Annotated in this window: 3 protein-coding genes; all 3 read left to right on the forward strand. The window is 66.3% G+C overall.

Translation table 11 applies throughout. The features are described from left to right. On the forward strand, nt 1–350 hold a 350-nt coding region (locus tag AB0873_RS32320; protein WP_366604566.1), incomplete at its 5' end, for a hypothetical protein. A 122-nt stretch (nt 351–472) separates the two neighbouring features. Further along, on the forward strand, nt 473–838 hold the full coding sequence (locus AB0873_RS32325) for a hypothetical protein (RefSeq protein WP_366604568.1): 366 nt from the start codon (nt 473–475) through the stop codon (nt 836–838). Then, complete coding sequence (locus AB0873_RS32330; protein ID WP_366604570.1) at nt 828–2,078, forward strand: ThiF family adenylyltransferase; 1,251 nt, start codon at nt 828–830, stop codon at nt 2,076–2,078. The genes AB0873_RS32325 and AB0873_RS32330 overlap by 11 nt, the downstream gene beginning before the upstream one ends. Nucleotides 2,079–2,159: the final 81 nt, after the last annotated feature.

Consider the following 2,159-nt stretch of genomic DNA (forward strand, 5'->3'; position numbering starts at 1 on the left):
TCCACCGCCCGCAAGCAAGGCATCAACGCCCTCGAAGCCCTCACCCGACTCCACAACCGACAGACCTGGCTACCCCAAACCAGCTGAACAGTTACCCCCACCGGCCACCATCGCTACTGTTCGCTCCCGCGATCGGCCAGCCGACCAGCGATGCCCGGGGCTGGCCCGCTGCGAGTGGATATCGCGCCCCGAACGACATCTGCAAGCCCTTCACCGCCGAGGGACAGGCCCTCCACGCGGAATGGGCGACCGGCCCGCACGCCTGGCGCAACACCGGCAATCCGTTCCTCTTCGTCGTCGAGAACCTCGTCGAGGACATCAACCGGGTCGGGGGTGCACGAGCCGCATGAGTCAGCCCAACCTCATCGTGCCGGCTCCAGCCGTCACCCGCCTTTGCGCCGATATCCGCCGGTACGGCCGAGCCGGCGTCGAGACCGGTGGCCTCCTGCTCACAAAACCCGGCGACTCGACGGTGAGCGTCGTCGCGGTCGCTGGCACGACCGGAATCGTCCGCAAGCACGGGTTGTTCATCGTCACCAGGCCCGCCTTCGACGCGATCTTCACCTGGGCCGAAGACAACGAGCTGCAGGTCCGCGCGATGGTTCACTCGCACGCTGAAGAAGCGTTCCTGTCCCGGACCGACCGTGAGGGTGGCCTGCGAGTGAAGGGCTTCCGTAGCGCGGTTGTCCCCACGTTCGACAACCCACCCGAGGACCCCGCTCGGTGGCGCTGGTGGACCTTCACATCGGACTGGACCCCGACCGAGGCGCCACGATGCGACCCGACGGCCCGTACCGACAGTGTTGTCTTCGACGGAGATGGTGTACGTGCCGACTGATTACAGCCGCAGCCTTCTGCTCGCCACATCCGCGACGGGCGGTGAACCGGAAAGCCTTCGCGGCCGGATCGAAGCGTCCCAGGTCCATATCTCCGTGGACACCACTGTGCCCGGCAGCAGCATGTGCCTCCGCGTCCTTGTCGCAGACCTGAGGCGTTTGCCCATCCAACTCAGTCTCGACCCCGGTCACGGCTCCCGGCGCTTGAGTGACGACCTCCTAGACCAAGTCGCAAGCATCGCCGCCGGTATCGACCCGGAGCGCCCGATCACGGTTGGGGCTCCACCGCCGAACGCGCTCCACGTGCAGGTCGGTGTCGACCATGCAGCCGCGCACCTCAGCGGCGTCCCCGACGGACACGGCACGCACATCCGACGGCCAGGACACCCGTTTCCGAAGCTAAGGTACGCCGGCAGCGGCCTCGGCTCCGTCCTGACCGCCGCCATGCTCACCGGCGAGATCTTCAAGACGGTCACCGCGCTCCGACCAGGATCACACCGCCACATCGAGGCGCTCGACTTCTGCCCAGTCGCACTTTTCTCACCACATGAGCAGGCTCCGCAGCACCTTCATGTCGAGCGACTGGCGCTCATCGGCGCGGGTGCGATCGGCACCGCCGTCGCGCTCATCCTTCGTGCCCTGGAAGCAACCGGAGAGATGATCGTCGTCGACCGCCAGATCTTCGAACCGCCGAACGTGATCACCTACAGCCTCGGAACCGGTCAAGACGCCGCCGCCCGACTCCCCAAGGTTGACATAGTCGAAGCAGCGCTCCAACACATGAACATTCGCCGCGTTCACGGGACGGTCGACGACTTCATCGCCCAGATCGACGCGGGCCACAAGCCTATGCCGCAGATAGTGCTCGGCGCCGTCGACAACATCGCCGCACGCCACGACCTCCAACGCATCTATGCCGACCTTGTCCTTGACGGCGGCACCGGTGGACGCGCCGGCACCACGGTCAGCCTGCACGAAGCCCTGCCCACCGGTCCATGTATGCGCTGCTACTTCCCCGCCAGCACGACGACCTTGACCGCTGAGCAGCGCCTCCACCAAGCTACCGGGCTACCGCTGGCGCGCATCGCCCGAGGCGACCAAGCCCTCACAGAGGACGACCTGCGCGGCCTACCCCGCCAGGGCCGTCAGTTGCTCGAACGACACGTTGGAAAACCCGTGTGCGGCCTCGGCCGTGTCATGGGTCTGACCACTGCCGCTGGCGACAACAGCTACAGATCTTGAATGGTCAGGTTGTGTCGGGTTCGAGGGTCAGGCCGGTGTGAGCGAGGAACCCGTCGAGTAGGTCGGGGCGGTACTGGATGC

This window comes from Micromonospora sp. NPDC047707 (genome assembly GCF_040704235.1).
GTDB lineage: Bacteria > Actinomycetota > Actinomycetes > Mycobacteriales > Micromonosporaceae > Micromonospora.